The organism is Paenibacillus thalictri (assembly GCF_004307995.1).
Taxonomy (GTDB): domain Bacteria; phylum Bacillota; class Bacilli; order Paenibacillales; family NBRC-103111; genus Paenibacillus_AF; species Paenibacillus_AF thalictri.
The window spans coordinates 148,521-166,668 of the sequence record NZ_SIRE01000007.1 but is presented as its reverse complement, the minus strand read 5'-3'; the positions used below and the strand labels follow the sequence as shown (position 1 = coordinate 166,668).

The following is an 18,148-nucleotide window of genomic DNA, read 5'->3' as shown; positions in this document are numbered from 1 at the left end:
GGTTAATTGCCCCTCACATAGACGGCTTTCATGCCGGTAAAAAACTCCTGATTGGAATGGCCGATCGAATAAGCGCCGAAGCCGGATTGCTTCAGGCCTCCGAAAGGAACATGGATTTGGCTGGCCGTCCCATGATTGAGATGAATCATGCCGCATTCCAATTCCGTCGCCAGCCGATGGGCCGTATGTACGCTGTCGGTAAATACCGCCGCCGCAAGACCATATTCGGTGCCGTTAGCAAGCTCAACCGCTTCGTCGAGATGTTCCGCTTCCAGCACGGTCAGCACCGGGCCGAATATTTCTTCCCGCGCGATACGCATATCTCTGCTCACGTCTGTAAACAACGTTGGCGCGATATAATAACCGCCTTGTTCGGCGTCTTCCGTCTCGCCGCCTGCGCCTGCAGCGCCCCTGCGTCCCATGTTATGGTCCCAGCCTCCGCTGTCTTGACCACCCGCTCCGCTTTCCGGGTACGGAAACACTCTTGTTCCGCCGAGAGCCAACGTGGCTCCCTCTTGTTTGCCGAGCTCGATGTAACGCATAACCGACTCGCAGTGGCGTTTGTCGATCAGCGGCCCCATCTGCGCTCCCTCCGCCCAAGCCGGACCAAGCCGCAAGGCGCTCAGCTTCTCGACAAGCAGGCGGATCAGCTCCGGCGCTTGCCGCTTCAGCACGATCACCCGGCTGATCGCCGTGCATCTTTGCCCGCTGCAGGCGAAGGCGGCGCTAACGATTTGCCCGGCGGCTTCATGTAAATCGCCATAATCCAGCACCAGAGCGGCATTTTTGCCGCCCAGCTCAAGCTGCGTTTTGGCTAGGCGCCGGGCTGCCGTTTCGTTGATGCGCAGGCCAAGCGCGGTTGATCCGGTAAAGCTGATGCCTTTGACCAGCGGATGGGCAACCAGCGGGTCGCCGACTTTGCCGCCCGAACCGGTCACAAGGTTCACCACGCCGCCGGGAACCCCCGCTTCGGCCAGCAGCTCCATCAGCTTGACGGAAGTCCACGGCGTCGCGGAAGCGGGTTTATATACGACGGTGCAGCCGTAAGCCAGCGCCGGGGCGATTTTGCGGACAGGCGTGACGACCGGAAAATTCCACGGCGCAATCGCCGCAACAACGCCGATCGGGAAGCGAACGATCTCCGCGCGAAACGCTCCGTTTTCGCTGGGCAGCGTCCCGCCGTCCACACGCAGCGCTTCCCCGGCGTTAAAGCGCGCTTCGTTCGCCGCCCGCTGCACCTCGCCGTACGACTCGGCAAGCACCTTACCCTGCTCGGCGGACAACATAAAAGCAAGCTGTTCTTTGTTTTTCTCTAGCAGCTCGGCAAACCGGAATAAAATGCCGGAGCGCGTCATCGCGGAGCTGTTCCTCCATGTGCGAAACGCTTCGTCCGCTGCGCTGACGGCCGCATCCACATCGCTTTCGTCCGAGTCGGCGAACGATCCGAGCTGCCGGCCCGCAAGCGCAGCTTCATACAGCGGATACGTAGCGCCGCTAGCGCTCTGCCGCCATGCTCCGCCGATAAAATTGCCGTGGATCCGGGCCGGTCCCGAATGCCGCTCAAGCCAGTCCCTCATCGCATTTTCGCTCATGCTCCGGCGTCCTCCTTCCGAAGGCGCATTGCCGCCCGGCATATTTGCTGCAGATCGTGGGGCGTCGGCTGTACCGGGTTTACCGGCACATTGCCGGAGGTCATCGCTTCTTCCGCGATATAACCCAGGTCCGCTTCCGTCACGCCGTAATCGGATAACGTTTGCGTGATGCCGACGTCCTGTTTCAGCCGCCTCACCGCAACAACCGCCTGTTCGGCCGCATCCGTCGGCGATCTGCCGTCCACAGGCATGCCGAAAATTTGCGCGATTTCCTTGAATTTGGACAGGTTGCCCCGCAAATTAAACTCCATCACTTCCGGCAGCAATATCGCATTAACCGTGCCGTGCGGAATTTTAAAGTGGGCGCCAAGCGGAATGGCCAGCGCGTGCGCAAGCCCCAGCCGGGTCGGATTAAACGCCATGGCCGCAATCAGGCTGGCCATCAGCATATCGTACCTGGCTTCGAGATTTTCCCCTTGGAATACCGCTGTCCGCAAGCTGCGCGCGATCAGCTTCATCGCCTGCAAGGACATGCCTTCCGAGATCGGCTGGGTTGCCTTGTTCACGAACGATTCGAGCGCATGCGTCAGCGCATCCATGCCGGTAGCGGCCGTCACGTGCGCAGGCAAGGACAACGTCAGCTCCGGGTCGCAAATCGCCAAATCCGGGCAGTTGTAAGGGCTGCCGACGCTCAGCTTGACCTTCGCTTGTTTATCCGACAGCACGGACCAAATCGTCAGCTCGCTGCCCGTGCCGGCCGTTGTCGGCAAGGCGATGACGGGAGCGCCTTTTTTCGGCACAATATTGATGCCCACGTAGTCGCGAATATGCCCTTCGTTTGCCATCATCAGGCCAATCGCCTTGGCCGTGTCGAGCGCGCTCCCTCCGCCCACACCGACAATGCAGTCGCAGCTTTCGCTTTTGGCAAGCAAAGTTCCCCTCATCACGCCCTCAATGTCCGGCTCCGGTTCAATGTCGTTATACAGCGTATAAGGAACGCCGCCGGTGCGCAGCGCCTGCTCCAACCGCCCGGTCATTCCCGCTTTTTGCACGCCGGGGTCGGAGACAAGCAGCACCTTTGTCCCGTTCAGCTTTTTTACGTGAACCGCCAAATCCTGCACAGCGCCGACTCCGAATTGAATCGCCGTCGGCAGCTCGTAGCGAAAAATGCGATGTATGCTCATCCGTTGATCTTCCTCTCCGTCAAAATCCATTTGCATGAAGACAGATCCGGCGCTATAGCAGCGCTTGCGCCAAATCCACCTGGTAACGGCTACCCCAATCCACGAGCTCGCGTTCCACCGACTCCGGCAGCCGGATGCCTTTTTCCAGCCTTTCCAGCGTGCAGCGGTGCTCCAGCTCGCCCGGAATTAAAATTTCTTCGACGCCGGGAGCCTTAGGCTCCGATTTGATCTCTTCCAAATACGTATCCATTCGCGCCTTAAACTGCTCAACCGGCATAAACCTGGAAATATCTATCGCGATAAAAAAGTGGCCGACATTTTGTGGCTCTTGCCAATTCTCATACATGTTGTTGACATATTTGCCGAAACCCGCGCCGGTCAAAACGCCGCACAAAATATCGATGAACATCGATATGCCGTAACCTTTGGCCCCACCGACCGGCAGCACGGAGCCTTCCAGCGCCGCTTTGGCGTCCGTCGTCATGTTGCCGTGCCGGTCGAGCGCCCAACCTTCGGGTATGGACTCGCCTTTTTGCGCTGCGACGATAATTTTGCCCCGCGCCACCACGCTTGTCGCCATATCAAGCACAAATGGAATGCGATTGCCTGCCGGAACGCCGATCGAGAAAGGATTCGTGCCGATAAACGGGCGAATTCCCCCGGTAGGCGGCATCGTTTGCGAAGCGTTGGACAAAATCATCATGACGACGTTCTGCTGCACGGCCTGCAGCAAATAATAAGCGCATGTGCCAAAATGGTTCGAGCCCTTCACGCCAACCACCGCATTCCCGAACTGCTTTGCCCCCTGCAAGGAAAGCCCCAACGCTTTCGTGCCGACGACAGCGCCAAAATGGTTGTTCCCGTCAAGCAGCGTGACCGGTCCGTCCTGCCGAACCGGCATATGCCCGTCGGTGTTCATCATACCCGCTTCCAGCCTGCGCATATAGATATCCGTCCGCACCACTCCGTGCGAATCGACGCCGCGAAGATCGGCCCCGACAAGCGATTCCGCGATAATCTTCGCGTCCCCGGCCGGCACTCCGGCCCTGCTGAACAAAGACGCGCAAAAATGCTGCAATCCGGCTGCGTTGTATGTGCGGCTGTTCACGGGAATTCACAACCTTTTTTGCGCAACGTCTCATCGATCCAGCTGCGGTCGATCGTCCCGGCGGCGATCGTTTCGAAAATCGCTCGTTCCCGCTGCTGCTGCGCTATCGCCAGTTCGCCGATCGTCCGGGCTTCGTCCAACGGAACAGCGACTATTCCATCTTCGTCTCCGATGATGATGTCCCCCGGATGAACAACCATGCCGCCGATTGTCACCGGCACGTTGATTTCTCCCGGCCCTTCCTTGTATGGGCCGCGATGTGCCGCGCCTTTTGCAAAGCAGGGAAAATCGCCCTCGTAAAACGCCGCCGTATCCCGCACCGCACCGTCGATCACATAACCGGCGAGACCCTTTTTGATCGCCAGCCGCATCATAATTTCGCCGATGATGGCCTGGGTCATATCGCCTCCCGCATCCACGACGATAACGTCGCCAGGTTCGGCAAGATCGATCGCTTTATGCACCAGCAGGTTGTCTCCCGCTCTTGTTTTGACTGTAAACGCCGTGCCGAGCAATTTGCCGCTTTGATGTATCGGACGAAGCGTGTAGGAGGCTCCTTGCAGCCGGTTCATATTATCGCTGATAAGCGGTGTGGCAATGCCGCGAAACCGTTCGAGCAAATCGGCTTCCGGTCTGCGGCTCATCGGCAAAATGCGAAAACCGTGGTTAGCCATATGCATGCTCCTTTCTTATGACAACATGTTTCTGCCGACAGCCGAGAAATCAAGCTCCCCGAGCTCTTTTTCCGAAATCTTGTACAGCTGCAGCGCCAAGGAGGCAAGCGGAAGCGGCAGATCCCGGCCTTCGGAAACCGCAATCTGCACATCTTTCCTCATCAGCTTGAGCTTAAATCCGGGATGAAACGACCGGTCCGCAAGCGCGTCCAGCTTGTTCAGCAGCATCCACGACGCTCCGGAGCTGTTTGCGATCACTTGCTTCACCGTATCTTTGCCGATGCCAAGCTGCTCCGCAAGCGCCGCCGCTTCCGCTGCAGCAATCATATGTACGCCCGCCAGCATCTGATTGATCGCTTTGACCGCTTTGCCGGTCCCCGCCTCGCCGACAAGATACATCTGTTTCGCCATCGCCTCAAGCACCGGTCTGGCGGCTTCAAACGCCGTTTCATCGCCTCCCGCCATCACGGTCAAAGTGCCGTTCTCCGCGCCCGCAGTTCCGCCGCTCACCGGAGCGTCCAGAACTCGCATGCCTCGCCGGCGGCATGCGCCGGCTACCTGCTTCATCATATCCGGCGAACCGGACGTCATTTCAATCAGCATGCCGTCCGGGCGCAGCCGCTCCAGTACGCCGTCCGACAGCAGCACCTGACGCACTTGCCGGTCTTCGGGCAAAATCGTAATGAGCGCATCGCACTGAGCCGCCACTTCCGGCACGGATGCGTGTTCGATCGCTCCGGCCCGTTTCAGCTCTTCCACCGGCTCCCGGCGGTGATGCGCCGCAATGTGCAGCTCAAAGCCGCTTTTGAGCAGATTCCGGGCCATCGGCAGGCCCATGGCCCCAAGTCCGATAAACCCGATTCGCCGCAGCTCCATGGTAAGATTCTCCTTTCGGGATGGTCATTCGCCCGGCGAAAGCAGTAGTGCGAGCAGTCTTGTTGTTGTAAGCATTCGAAGCCGACTTCGCCGGGCATACTCATAGTAAACAGGCCGTTCTGCATATTAAGCAGCACGGTGTCAGTAAAAAAGCAAATGGAGTCTAGTCAAAGTGCCTTTATTTGCATCAGCTGAAACAAGTTGTATGAAATAATTATGATGTAACAAGGAGGTCACCTTAAAAGTCGGTTAGCAGCAACTTAAAAAGTCAATATGCGGAAGCTCTAAGGAGCAAGCGAGGGGAGTATACACTTGGAAGTGGTAATTCGATCCGATCGTCCCCTTGCCGTCAGGTTCGCGAATCGTGCTAGTTTAATGTTAGTTCATACAGATGTAAAGCGGGCGTTTTACAGAACGGTTGCGTCCAGTTCCCAGCCGAGCGCTTCGTACAGCTTTCTGCGGCCTTTTTTATCGTTTTCAAATTCTTGACGGGCATATTTGGCAACATCTCTTGCTTTTTGCCGTGGTACAACGACAATGCCGTCATTGTCCGCCACAACGACGTCGCCCGGATGAATCGTCACGCCGCCGATGCTGACCGGAATGTTGTGCGCTTCATAGCGAATTCTGCCTTGGTCCATCCCTTGCGACACAAACGGGGACCAGAACGGAATCTTTTGCAGGATGATTTCGTCGGTATCCCGCGGACCGCCGTTGCTTATGAAGCCGACCGCGCCGTTTTTATAAGCGTTCAGCGAATTGTTCGAACCGATGATGCCCACACATACCGAACTTTGATCGATACAAACGAAATCCCCTTCTTCAATTTCTTTCTGCCACGGCTCTGTACAAATTTCTTTATAGTACCAAGACACCCATTTCGTGTACTCTTCGGGCGACATTGTAGGCACGGATTCCATATAAGGCACGTAACGGGCCGTTTTGGCGATACCGATAACACGCGTTCTGAACAACGGGCGGAAGCTGTAATGCACCGAGCCGTAATGATGAAGCATGTTCCAGTCCAAGCCGTCTCTTACATCCGCTACCCTTAAGTCTTTAAACAACTCCAAAATCTCTTTGCGATCGTCTGCCATGTTCATCTTCTCCTTTTTCCTTTTGGTTTTATGGGTTACATCCTTGTTGTTTTACCGCTTATCCGCATTAGTGAAAGCGCTCTTATATATTCCAGCACCAGGAATTTGCCAGGTAGGTTTAATTAATGCAAATTTTTTATCCGGTTGTGGAGGGCAAGGGAATGGTACAGAAAGTTTACGTCCGCCTTGAAAATCGTGTTTATACCGCAAAATATAATAGAGAAACACGGTTTTCACGAGCGGTGGAGTGCCATCCCTTCCCGTAACTGCCCCGGTTGAGAAAAATATTTGCAATTGTCCGGTCGGTCAGATTCCTGCCCCCGCTACGCCACCGTATGATCCAATTCCCATCCCAGCTGCTCATACAGCTTTCTGCGGCCGGACTTGTCATTGCTGAATTCCTGATGCGCATATTTGGCGACTTCGTGGGCGATGTTTCTTGGCACAACGATAACGCCGTCGCCATCCGCGACGATCATATCGCCCGGCCGAATAACGGCGCCGCCGATGCTGATCGGCACATCTTTGGCATCAAAGCGGATTCTCCCTTGATTCATCCCCTGCGAGACAAACTGCGACCAGACGGGAACTTGCTGCAAAATCAGCTCATCCGTATCGCGCACACCGCCGTTTGTCATAAAAGCGCGAGCCCCTTTGGAGTAATAAGCCAGCGAGTTGTTTGAGCCAAGGATACCAACGCTGACTCCGCTTTGATCGACGCACACGAAATCGCCGTCTTCGATTTCGGCAAAACCGGGATTTTTGGACACTTCCCGGTAATACCACGCCACCCACTCGGTATATTCGTCCGGAGACATGTGAGGGATTGATTGTTCATATGGCATATACCTTGATGTTCTCGCGATTCCAACCACTCTGGCCGGAAACAAAGGGCGAATGCTGTGGTGGACAGATCCGTATTGGTGCATCATGTTCCAGTCCATCCCGTCCCGTACATCCGCTACCCGTAAATCTTTGTACAATTCCAAAAGCGTCTGTCTTTCGTCCTGAGACATACCCGTCATTTGAAATCACCATCCTTCATTCAGCTTTTCTTTCCGAAGCGGCATGCGGCTGCAGCCGCAATTTGCTTATAAACAGTCATCCACCAGCCTTCGCTCATCACCTCCCGGATAAAATATGATTACACCCTCCCGGCCGCACCACATGAAGCCCTTACGATTAGCTGAGGTTCAAGTACGACGGTCTCCGGTTTTTGCTGCCTTTTGGCGTTAATTCTTTTAATTAGCATCTTCGCTGAAATCCGTCCCATTTCGTACGCCGGCTGCATGACCGTCGTCAGCGGGGGATCGAGATGCTGCGCCCATACCGTTTCATCGTAACCGATAATGGCGATATCGTCGGGAATACGCAGACGAAGTTCCTTGATTCCTTTGATAATGTCAAGAGTCATCATATTATTCGTCGAAAAAATAGCTTCAACATCGGGTTGTTGGCGTAAAAAACGGATGACGGCTTCTGTAGTTGCGCCAGTCCCCTGTTCCACCTCGCAAATGAGCAGATCGCCAGGCGCAAAACCATTTTCCAGCATGGCGCTGCGGTATCCCTCAACCCTTTCCGCCCAAGTGCTGACGTGCGGATTGCGGTATACGAACACGGCTACTTTTTTCCTTCCGGCTCGAACCAGGTGATTGACGGCCAGCTCCGCTCCCTTCACATTGTCGACAACGACGTGATGGGCGGAAAGTCCGGGAACCTTACGGTTGATGACAACAAACGGATAATTGTCGCTTGCCAGCTTCGCGTAAAGCTCCATATTGCGCACGGTGGGGTTGATGACGATGCCGTCTACCTGCCTCATCTGGAACTCCTTGATGTATTGCATCTCCATCTCCGGCTGTTCGTCCGAGTTGCAAATCATCAGATTGTAGCCCAGGTCCCGGCACGTATCTTCGACGCCTTCCAGCACAGTCATCCAATACGGATTTTTCAAATTGGACAGCACGATTCCGATCACATTGGTCCGCATCGACTTGAGACTTTTGGCCACAATATTCGGGCTGTAGTCCATTTCCTTGATGACGTCCAAAATCCGGTTGCGCGTCTCTTCCGTCGTTTGTCCGTAATTGCCGTTTAAAATACGGGATACGGTGGTTTTGGATACGCCCGCCCGCCGTGCCACATCGTCGATAGTTACTTTCATTCAATCACCTTTACCAAATGGATGTTCCATTATTTTCTTGGAAACCGGTTTCCTAAACCGATACCCTAATTATAGACACATAACATTTTGGGTGTCAATACAAAAAATTCCTCCACACCCAAATTGGTGCGGAGGAATAAAACCGGTGCTGCGATGGTTACTTTTCCAGCTCGCGGCGGAAAAAGCGGATAATTTGCGTGTTCAGCTCGATATGGTTTTCCATTTTTTCCGTGTAGTGGCCTTCGTCTTCAAAAATAAACAACTCGGCAGCCTGCCCGCGCTGCTTCATTTCCGCATACAGCTGCTCGGCTTCGGAAACCGGCACACGCGTATCGTTGCGGCCGTGGAAGATCAGCAAGGGCACTTTAATTTTGTGCGAATGATTCAGCGGCGCGATTTCCTCGAAGAAATCCGAATCGTCGGCGAGTGTGCCGTATTCCGATTCGCGCAGCTTCCTTCGCCACTCCCCGGTGTTTTGCAGGAAGGTGCGGAAATGCGTGATGCCCACAATATCGACCCCGGCCGCCCACAGATCGGGATAATGGGTCAGCGCCGCCAGCACCATAAAACCGCCGTAGCTGCGGCCCATAATGCCGATGTTGCCGGTATCAATCTCCTCAAAGCGGGCGAGATCCTGGACCAACGCGGCCAAATCGGCGACCGAATCCATCCGCTTGCGGGCGTTGTCGAGGCTTAAGTACGCTTTGCCGTAACCCGAGCTGCCGCGCACGTTTGGAGCGATCACGTTAAAGCCTTGCCCGACCAAATATTGCAGCACCGGATGAAATTCGAAGCGGATTTGCGATTCCGGCCCGCCGTGGACGTAAACGACGGTGGGCGCTTTTTCTCCCGCTTGCCGGTTCGTTTGCCGGGAGGCGTCAGGGCGGTAATAAAAATACGGCACCTCCACGCCGTCAAAGGAAGCAAACGAACACACCTCGGCTTCGCACAGCAGCGGTTCGATGTGTTCCGACACGCCGAAATAAGTCAACCGTTGAAACGTTTGCCCGCCGGTTGAATAACTCCAGATGTCGCCCGGCAGCACAGGGCTTTTCAGCGTAAACACCAGCCGGTCGGCGTCCATCCAGCCCAGCGTTTGAATGACCGCCCGTGGTTGGTCGGCCGCACGCATGGATTTGCCGCTGGCCAGCTCGTAGATATACAACGCCGACATGCCGCCTTCGTTGACCGTATAGGCAAGTTTGCTGCCGTCCGGCGACAGTTTTGCTTCTTCGATGTCCCAGCCTTCTGCTTGGAGCAGCAGCTCGGCTCCCGCGCGTTCCGGCGAAAAACGGTACAATGCCATCATATTTTCGGCCGAGTTGGTAAGCAAATACCCGGAGCCATCCTTGGTCAGCTGTACGGAGGCGTATAACCCGTCTCCTTCCACGCCGATGCGGCGGGCCGTTCCGGTAGCCAGGTCAAGCACGTGAAGGTGCTGGGAGACGTTGGTTTCTTCGGTGACAAACAACAAACCGGAGCCGTCCGGCAGCCAGATCAGCGGCACGCATTTGCCGTTATATTCGTATACGGCCCGCTCCTGTTTGGTCTCGATATCGGCGACATACAAATCAAACAGCCCCGGTCCCCTGCGGTTCGTGGAGTAAACGACCAGCTTGCCGCACGGAGACCAGCCGCCGGGATAATGAAAGTGCTGCGGGGAAACGACCAGTTCCTCCACCTGCAGCGTATCGTGATCCAGCACGTACAACTGTTGTTTTTCATTGCCTTTATGGTCCATGCCGATCAGCGTTTTTGCGCCGCACGGCGAATGTTTGGCGGTAACGACCCGGTCGGGCATTTCCACGACCTGCCGGCATTCTCCCGTCGACTCGCTCCAGCTCCAAAGCTGCGGCAGGCCGCTTTTTTTCGACACAAACGTAATCAGATCCCGCCCCGGCACAACTTGCGGCTGAGTGGCGGTAATCACCGTAAGGTACGCCTGCAGCAGCTCGCTTTCCGGTATTTGATTCATTTGATCGTGACTTTCCATCGGTTAACGCTCCTTACTTCTAAAATATTGCCTGCAGGGCGATATAAATTTCGTGAATATATATTCATAAGTGTATGGAGGGAAAGGGAATGGCATGAAAAGCATATGCTTCCGATGCCAGTTTTCCTGCGGAAAACTCTCAAGTCTACGTCCGCTTTGAAAACCGTGTTTTTACCTTAAGTTACATTCAGAAAAAACACGGTTTTCATTGGCGGTGGAATGCCATCCCTTTTCCGCAATAACTATAGTTCATGAATATATATTCACAGCTTCTTTTTCGTCCTGCAGACTCCCCACTCCCTACATTATAGCGGAAAATGGCAAGCGGCCACATGTCCGCTTTTCCCGTCCTGCGGCTGCAGGATCGGCGCCTCGCTCCGGCAAATGTCCTGCGCGTAAGGGCAGCGCGTATGGAAGCTGCAGCCTTGCGGCGGGTTGGCCGGATTCGGCAAATCGCCCTGCAAAATGATACGTTCCTTGCGTTTGGTCGGATCGGGAATGGGCACGGCCGACAAAAGCGCCTGCGTATACGGATGGCGCGGATGTGCAAACAGCGATTCGCGGTCCGCCAACTCGACGATTTTGCCCAAATACATCACCGCGATGCGGTCGCTGATATGTTTGACCGCAGGCAGCCCGTGAGCGATAAATATAAACGTCAAGCCAAGCTCTTTTTGCAGCTTCTTCAGCAAATTCAAAATTTGCGACTGGATCGAGACGTCCAGCGCGGATACAGCTTCGTCGCAGACGATCAGGCTCGGATTCAGCGCCAGCGCTCTGGCGATGCCGATCCGCTGGCGCTGCCCGCCGCTGAATTCGTGGGGATGGCGGGACAGATGGTGGGCGTCAAGCCCGACCAGGCGCAGCAGCTCGATCACGCGCTCCCGCAGCGCCGCGCCTTTGTACAGGCCGTGTACGACCAGCGGTTCGGCGACGATTTCCTCCACCCGCATCCGCGGATTCAGCGACGAAAACGGGTCCTGGAATACGATCTGCATATGGCGGCGCGCCTTGCGCAGCTCCTCTTCGGAGAGCGCGGTCATCTTCCGCCCTTCAAACCATACCTCCCCCGCCGTCGGTTCCAGCAATTGCAAAATAAGCTGCCCCGCCGTCGACTTGCCGCAGCCCGATTCCCCTACGATGCCCAGCGTCTCGCCGCGGTAAACGGTAAAATCGAGGCCGTCCACCGCACGTACGGCGCCGCTCATCTTGCCGAACAAGCCCGTCTTGAACGGAAAATGTTTTTTTAACCCTTTAACCTCTAATAACGGCTGAAGCGTCTCCTTCATATACGGTCACTCCTTACTGTAAAAGCAGCTTGCAAGGTGGCTGGCGCCGCCGTTTACCGGCTCCAGCGCCGGCGCGTTTGTCTTGCACAAGTCGGTGGCGATCGGACAACGCGGATGGAACGGACAACCTTTGGGCATGTTCAGCGGATTCGGCACAGAACCGCTGATCGATTCCAGCTCATCGACCTGCTCGTCGATGTTCGGCAGCGATTTCAGCAAGCCGCGTGTATACGGATGTTTCGGTGCGGCGAACAGGTCGTATACGCTTGCTTGCTCCACGACTTTGCCGGCATACATCACGATCACCCGGTCGGCCATCTCCGCAACGACGCCCAGATCGTGAGTAATCAGCACAACACCGGTTTCCCGCTCTTTGCTTAAAGCTTTCAGCAGTTCCAAAATTTGCGCCTGAATCGTCACGTCGAGCGCGGTCGTCGGTTCGTCGGCAATCAAGAGCGCCGGGTTGCACGAAAGCGCCATCGCGATCATCACCCGCTGCCTCATGCCCCCGGACAGCTGGTGCGGGAAATAGTCGATCACCTTGTCGGCCCGCGGGATGCCGACGTTGTCCAGCATCTCGATGCTTTTGAGACGGGCCGCTTTTTTATCCATATGTTGATGGTGCACGAACACTTCTCCGAGCTGGTTGCCGATCGTAAACACCGGATTCAGAGAAGTCATCGGCTCCTGGAAAATCATCGAAATTTTGTTGCCGCGCAGCTTGCGCATGTCTTTGGCGTTTTTGGTCAGCAAATTTTCGCCTTCAAACCAAATTTCGCCGCCGACCACTTTCCCCGGCGATGCGACAAGCCCCAGGATGGAAAGCGAGGTGACGCTTTTGCCGCAGCCGGATTCGCCGACAATCGCCAGCGTCTCGCCTTTCGCTACGGAAAATGAAACGCCGTTTACGGATGCGACGACGCCTCCGTCCGTTTTAAAATGGGTTTGCAAATTGTTTACTTCAAGCAGTTGTGCCACTTCGTCTCACCTCTTTGGATTCCGCAATTGCCTTAAGCTTTTAAGATTCTTTTGTTTTCATGCGCGGATCAAGGATGTCGCGCAGCCAGTCGCCGAGGAAAATGATGCCCAGCACGGTCAACGTGATCGCTACGCCGGGGAATGTCGCAACCCACCAGCTTGTAGCCAAATATTGCCGGCCGTCGCTCAGCATGCCGCCCCATGTGACGGTCGGCGGCTGAATGCCAAGGCCAAGGAAACTTAAGGAAGCTTCCAAAATAATCGTTGTGGCGACGCTAAGCGTGGAAACAACGATAAAAGACGAAATGACGTTGGGCAAAATATGTTTGAAAATAATCCGCGTATTTCGTGCGCCGACTGCGCGGGCCGCCCTTACGTAGTCGCGTTCCTTGACGCTGAGCACTTCGCTGCGGATAATGCGGGCATATTTGACCCAGTTGGTGACGCCAAGCACAAAGATCAGCGTAAACAAGCCGGGACCAAGCACCGCAAGAATGACAAGCGTAAACAAAATGTTCGGAATCGCCAAAAACGTATCGACCGTTCTCATGATGATCTTGTCGATCCATCCCCCGTAATAACCGGATACAAGCCCCAAGATGACGCCGATCGAGCCGGCCACCGCCACGGCGCAGATGCCGACCAGCAGCGAGATTTGCGAGCCGTAAATAATCCGGCTGAGCACGTCGCGCCCGAGGTTGTCGGTGCCAAGCGGATATTCCACGGAGCCCTTGGCCATCCACATCGGCGGCAACAGCCGCTTGGCCGCGCTTGTTTTGACCGGATCGTGCGGGGCGACCACACCGGCGAACACCGCCATAAATACGACGGCAAGCACGATAATAAATCCGATAGTTCCCGTTTTGCTTTTCAGCAGCGAACGGACAAGCCGTCTCACGCCGCCGGCGCGCCTAGGCAGTTCGTCTTGCGCCGCCTGCCCGCTTTGCGCCTCCATCGATAAGCTCATGATGCTCCCCCTTCAGTCAGTTGAATTTGATGCGCGGATCAAGCAGCCGGTAAATAAAGTCCGCCAGCATATTGCTGAGAATGACAAGCAGCGCGATCACCATAACGGCGGCTTGCACGATCGCCATATCCCGCGTGTTGACGGCCTGGATGACAAGTTGGCCCATCCCCGGCCAAGCGTAAATCGCTTCGGTGATCAGCGCTCCGCTGATCAGCGTGGAAATTTGCAGCGCCATAATCGTCACGACCGGAATCAGCGAATTTCGGAACGCATGTTTGTAGATGACAAACCTTTCGCCCAAACCTTTGCTTCGGGCCGTACGAATAAAATCTTGACCCAATATTTCCAGCATGCTAGAGCGGATGAGCCGGGTCATTTCCGCGGCGATGCCTGTTCCGAGCGTAATCGCGGGCAACACGAGATGCGCAAACGTGCCGCGGCCGGATACCGGGAACATGCCTAACTTAACCGAAAACAGTAAAATAAACATGATGCCCAGCCAAAAGTGCGGCATCGCTTTGCCCAGCACGGATGCGCCGGTGGCAAGCACGTCCCAGAACGAATTGCGTTTCGTCGCGGAAATAATCCCAAGCGGAATCGCTATCACCGTTGCGACAACCATCGCCGCAAAAGCAAGCTCAAACGTAGCGGGCAGCCGGTCCAGCACGATCGGCAGCGCCGCTTCGTTATAACGGAACGATTTGCCGAAATCTCCTTGCAGCATGTGGCCGACAAACTTGAAATATTGCGTGTACAGCGGCTGATCCAGCCCAAGCGCCACCGTCAGCGCATGCCTGTCTTCGGCGGTCGCCGTGTCCGGCAGCATCAGCGATACCGGATCGCCGGAAACGTGTACAAGCAAAAATACGATAAGGGAAATTAAAAACAACACGGGGACTATTTGCATGAACGCTTTGAACAAAAACTGCCTCAATGGGGTACCTCCCAATGCAAGGTTGGAATAAATAAACTGGAAGCTGTAGTGATGATGGTTTCCACCGCCATAAGCGAGGGGTCCCGCTGCGGAGACCCCTCATGCTGGTTATACAATTACTTCAGCGTAATTTCATCGGCATAGGTGATTTCGTCAATTCGCGGCGTAAAGTTCAAACGTTTATTCACGCCGTAGTTGGCGACGAGCTGCATCAGGTTGATTTGCGGATGGTCTTTGGCCAAAATGTCCTGCACTTGCTGGAATTGCTTCTCCCGCTCCTGCGGGTTCATGTTTTTCTCGGCTGTGTTAAGCAAATTGAGCACTTCGGGTTTATTGTAGCCGGTATCCGGAGTCAGGCGTTTGTACAGCAGCGCGGCGTCAAACATCGAGTTGGCGTATGCGACAAGGAACATGTCGCCGTAATTGCCGGCATTGCGTTTTTCGTTAAACTTGCTTGTTTCCAAAATTTCCAGATTGACCTTGATGCCAACTTCGCCCAGCATCGCGGCAATCAGTTCCGACGTTTCCTTGTCCTTCAGCGTTTTGCCGACAGAACCCATAAAGTTGATCGTCAGCCCTTTGTCATAACCGGCTTCCTTCAACAGTTGCTTGGCTCGCTCCGGATCAAATTGCGATTTGCCGTAAAGATCCGGCTTGGCCCCGAATACGCCCGGAATGATCGGCGTCATCGTCTGTGTGCCTTCGCCTTCGAACAGGTTGTCGATCAGCGCTTTTTTGTCGATCGCCAGGTCGATCGCTTCGCGTACCTTCGCGTCGGCGGTTGGGCCGGCGGTCGTGCGTAATGCCAACATCATGACCCTTGTGGTCGGACCGGTCATCGATTGCGTCGCTTTGTTGTCGTTCACACGTTTCATGTCGGTCGGCGGAATTTGCACGGCGATGTCGACGCCGCCGGTCAGCAGTTCGGATACGCGGGTCGCTTCCTCGGGAATGGAGCGGAACACCAGCTTGTCCCATTTCGGCTTATCGCCCCAGTAGCCGTCGCTTTTCACCAACACTACGCGGTCGTCGCGCACCCATTGGGAAAACTTGTAGGGACCAGTGCCGATCGGGTTTTTCAGAAACTCGTCAAAGCCTTTTTCTTGAATATATTTCGACGGCAGCATGCTCGAACCAAGGCGGGAGAGACGGGAAAGCAGCACCGGCTCGGTATCGGTCGTAATAACGTCCACTGTGTGGTCGTCAACGACTTTAACTTCTTTAATTTGCTTGTAGTTGCCGTTTTCAACCAGCTTCGGGTCTTTGGCCACACGTTCCAGCGAATACTTCACGTCAGCGGCCGTAAACGGATCGCCGTTATGAAATTTCACGTTGTCGCGCAGCTTGAATCTCCACGTGGTCGGATTGACCGTTTCCCAAGATAAGGCGAGGTCTGGCATAAATTTGCCGTCGGCGCTTTTTTTCACCAAATAGTTAAACATATTGACGTGAACCGACTCCGTGCTCGTAAAACCGTGATTATGTACGTCAAAACCGATGATGTCGCTGCTTCTGGCGATGGTCAGCACTTTCTCCCCGCCTTTTGCCGCTCCTGCTCCAGCGTTCGAATCTGCCGCCGCATCCGGCTTGCCGCAGCCTGCCAGCACCGTCGATAAAGCGATGACAACTGCCAAACCGGTCGATAAAATTCGCTTCATTTGCTAATTTCCCCCTTGTTATTGGTTGCGTGATCATGTATATGCATTAAACAAATGAGTGGGCAGGCCGTTCCATTCCGTAAGGGATGGTTGCGCCGCTTCCGGCATCTTGTTTTGCATCCTTTTTTAGATCGCCGTTTCATTCATCCGTTGCGGAAAATCCTCGATAATAGCCGCGATGTGCTTAATGCCCGCAATGTAGTCGTCGATAAAAATGTTTTCGTTGGGAGCGTGGTTGTTCGAAGCAAAATGCCCGACCCCGACGGATACCGAAGGGATGCCAAGCCGCTGGCACAACACAAACATCGGTCCCGTAGCCGGAGACATCGGCTTGACGGTCGGCGCGGCGCCGTATATGTCCGCGGCCGTCTTGAGCACCGCACGGGACAACGGGCTGTCGAGCGGCGTGCGCGCCGGATACGTCATCGTATGTTGGATGATCTCGATGTCGGAAAAGCCATATTCATCCAGATGCCGGCGGATCAGCGCGCAAATTTCATGCGGATCTTGGTCCGGCACGAGACGGCAGTCGATCTTCACGCTGGCTTCGGACGGCAACACCGTCTTTTTGCCTTCGCCGATGTAACCCGACTTGAATCCGCAGACCGTGCAGGTCGGCTGGTAAATCAGCTTCTCCTTAAGAGGCATGCCGGACAAACCAAGCACAAAGGAATCGAGGCCAAACTTCTTCAGCGTTTTTTCCTCGTCGTAGTCCATGCCCGCAAGCGCTTCGCGATCGGCTTCCGTTAGCGGTGCGACCTTGTCGTAAAATCCGTTGATCAGCACCTTTTCATCCGGCGACTTCATCGTATTGAGCGCCCAGATCAAACGCCAGGCCGGATTCTCGATGACCGCCGCGTTGGAGGAGTGCATGTCGGTGTTGGCCCCCCGGCATACAAGTTCGACGTAACACATGCCTTTGACCCCAAAGCTCGCTTGCAGCCGTCCGTCCGCGTCCTTGTAGCCGAACTCCCATATGCACCCGTCCGCTTCCACCAGCTCTCTATTGTGATCCACAAATTCCCGCAGGTGGAGACTGCCGATCTCCTCTTCGCCTTCCACGAGAAACTTGATCTTCAGCGGAAGCTCGCCTCTGACCGCCATATAAGCGTCAACCGCCGCCAGGCGGGCGATCAGGTTGCCCTTGTTGTCAGCGACCCCTCTGGCATACATTCGGCCGTCATGAATTTCGGCGCCGAAAGGCGGCGACTTCCATAATTCGACAGGGTCTTCCGGCTGAACATCATAGTGATTGTAAAATGAAAGCGTGGTCTTTTTATCGCCTTGAAACTCTCCGTAAACGACCGGAAAGCCGGACGTTTCCACCTGTCTCGCTTCGCCCCCAAGCTCGCGGATCAGCGCTTCCACCATGTTCGCCGCTTCCGTCATGCCGCGATTTTGCGCAGCGACGCTCGGTTGGCGGCAAATGTCCTGCAGCCACCGGATGTACTTCTCGCGGTTCCGCTCGACATATTCAAACACGTCTTTCACAAAAGCCACCTCATTTTGTGGAAATATTCCTTAATTGTTCCCTTAATTAAATATAAAACATGTGTTATGATAGTGTCAATAAACAATGTGACGTAACTTCACATTACAACAGCAGGATTTTCCAGCAGTCGGTAGAATATATT

At 55.0% G+C, this 18,148-nt stretch carries 15 protein-coding genes; all 15 read right to left on the bottom strand.

The features are described 5' to 3' along the window. Positions 1–2: 2 nt before the first annotated feature. A complete protein-coding gene (locus EYB31_RS11160; RefSeq protein WP_131013403.1) occupies positions 3–1,592 on the bottom strand; it encodes an aldehyde dehydrogenase family protein in 1,590 nt (529 codons plus the stop codon). Next, a complete protein-coding gene (locus EYB31_RS11155) occupies positions 1,589–2,776 on the bottom strand; it encodes an iron-containing alcohol dehydrogenase (protein WP_131013402.1) in 1,188 nt (395 codons plus the stop codon). Before EYB31_RS11155 ends, EYB31_RS11160 begins: the two co-directional genes overlap by 4 nt. Before the next feature lie 52 nt (positions 2,777–2,828). Further along, a complete protein-coding gene (locus EYB31_RS11150; RefSeq protein WP_131013401.1) occupies positions 2,829–3,884 on the bottom strand; it encodes an Ldh family oxidoreductase in 1,056 nt (351 codons plus the stop codon). After that, a complete protein-coding gene (locus EYB31_RS11145) occupies positions 3,881–4,558 on the bottom strand; it encodes an RraA family protein (RefSeq protein ID WP_170318224.1) in 678 nt (225 codons plus the stop codon). Before EYB31_RS11145 ends, EYB31_RS11150 begins: the two co-directional genes overlap by 4 nt. 15 nt (positions 4,559–4,573) lie before the next feature. Beyond that, the gene (locus EYB31_RS11140) at positions 4,574–5,434 is read right to left on the bottom strand and encodes an NAD(P)-dependent oxidoreductase (protein ID WP_131013399.1); all 861 of its coding nucleotides are present in this window, start codon (positions 5,432–5,434) and stop codon (positions 4,574–4,576) included. Between the two features lie 407 nt (positions 5,435–5,841). Beyond that, the gene (locus EYB31_RS11135; RefSeq protein ID WP_131013398.1) at positions 5,842–6,531 is read right to left on the bottom strand and encodes an RraA family protein; all 690 of its coding nucleotides are present in this window, start codon (positions 6,529–6,531) and stop codon (positions 5,842–5,844) included. A 323-nt stretch (positions 6,532–6,854) separates the two neighbouring features. After that, complete coding sequence (locus EYB31_RS11130) at positions 6,855–7,556, bottom strand: RraA family protein (protein WP_240762310.1); 702 nt, start codon at positions 7,554–7,556, stop codon at positions 6,855–6,857. A gap of 119 nt (positions 7,557–7,675) precedes the next feature. Beyond that, the gene (locus tag EYB31_RS11125) at positions 7,676–8,695 is read right to left on the bottom strand and encodes a LacI family DNA-binding transcriptional regulator (RefSeq protein WP_131013397.1); all 1,020 of its coding nucleotides are present in this window, start codon (positions 8,693–8,695) and stop codon (positions 7,676–7,678) included. A 157-nt stretch (positions 8,696–8,852) separates the two neighbouring features. Further along, on the bottom strand, positions 8,853–10,688 hold the full coding sequence (locus tag EYB31_RS11120) for a S9 family peptidase (protein WP_240762308.1): 1,836 nt from the start codon (positions 10,686–10,688) through the stop codon (positions 8,853–8,855). 305 nt (positions 10,689–10,993) lie between these two features. Beyond that, positions 10,994–11,977: an ABC transporter ATP-binding protein gene (locus tag EYB31_RS11115; protein ID WP_131013396.1), complete on the bottom strand. Its 984-nt coding sequence runs from the start codon at positions 11,975–11,977 to the stop codon at positions 10,994–10,996. 6 nt (positions 11,978–11,983) lie between these two features. After that, positions 11,984–12,955, bottom strand: coding sequence for an ABC transporter ATP-binding protein (locus EYB31_RS11110; protein WP_131013395.1), 972 nt, complete (start codon positions 12,953–12,955; stop codon positions 11,984–11,986). Positions 12,956–12,995: 40 nt separating this feature from the next. After that, positions 12,996–13,922 carry an ABC transporter permease gene (locus EYB31_RS11105; protein ID WP_131013394.1) on the bottom strand — a complete coding sequence of 309 codons (927 nt, stop codon included), beginning with the start codon at positions 13,920–13,922 and terminating at the stop codon, positions 12,996–12,998. Positions 13,923–13,938: 16 nt separating this feature from the next. Further along, on the bottom strand, positions 13,939–14,856 hold the full coding sequence (locus tag EYB31_RS11100; protein WP_131013393.1) for an ABC transporter permease: 918 nt from the start codon (positions 14,854–14,856) through the stop codon (positions 13,939–13,941). Positions 14,857–14,972: 116 nt separating this feature from the next. Beyond that, positions 14,973–16,514, bottom strand: coding sequence for an ABC transporter substrate-binding protein (locus EYB31_RS11095; protein WP_131013392.1), 1,542 nt, complete (start codon positions 16,512–16,514; stop codon positions 14,973–14,975). Between the two features lie 126 nt (positions 16,515–16,640). After that, entirely contained in the window at positions 16,641–18,005 is a 1,365-nt protein-coding gene (locus EYB31_RS11090; protein ID WP_131013391.1) for a M20/M25/M40 family metallo-hydrolase, read from the bottom strand. Positions 18,006–18,148: the final 143 nt, after the last annotated feature.